General features: G+C 68.6%; 2 protein-coding genes. One reads left to right on the top strand and one right to left on the bottom strand.

Features of this window, described 5'->3' with window-relative positions:
- Nucleotides 1-272: hypothetical protein (locus HV824_RS36610; protein ID WP_217918076.1), on the top strand; the 272-nt coding region annotated here is incomplete at its 5' end.
- Here the strand turns inward: HV824_RS36610 and HV824_RS36605 are convergent.
- Nucleotides 273-404, bottom strand: a 132-nt coding sequence (locus tag HV824_RS36605; protein WP_176425364.1) for a peptide-methionine (R)-S-oxide reductase, incomplete at its 5' end; no start/stop codon positions are given.

Below are 404 nucleotides of genomic sequence, written 5' to 3'. Positions count from 1 at the left end.
AGGATGCCGAGGGCGCCGAGGCCGAGCTGCGCAGGACGTGGGGCGGGATGCTCTGCGTGACCACCGTCGAGCGCACCGACGCCGACCTCAACGAGGTCAACCAGGAGCTGCAGGCAGCGCTCGGTGAGCAGCTGCTGACCAGCGGCTCGACATCGCCCGACTCGCTCGACGCGCAGGTCGTGTTCGACGACGGGTCGATCCAGGAGTGGGCCGACGCGACGTACGGCGACGGGGTGGTGCGGATCAGCTCGGCGCTGGTCCCCGTGGAGTGACTACTTCTTCTCGTTGAGCGTGATGCTGATCGAGTTGATGCAGTAGCGGTCACCGGTCGGCGTGCCGAAGCCGTCGGGGAAGACGTGGCCGAGGTGTGAGCCGCACGTCGCGCAGCGGACCTCCACGCGCTT

It is taken from the genome of Myxococcus sp. AM009 (assembly GCF_013372605.1).
Taxonomy (GTDB): Bacteria; Myxococcota; Myxococcia; order Myxococcales; family Myxococcaceae; genus Myxococcus; species Myxococcus vastator.
Note: the sequence above shows the minus strand (reverse complement) of the source record. Positions and strands in the feature narration are given on the sequence as shown.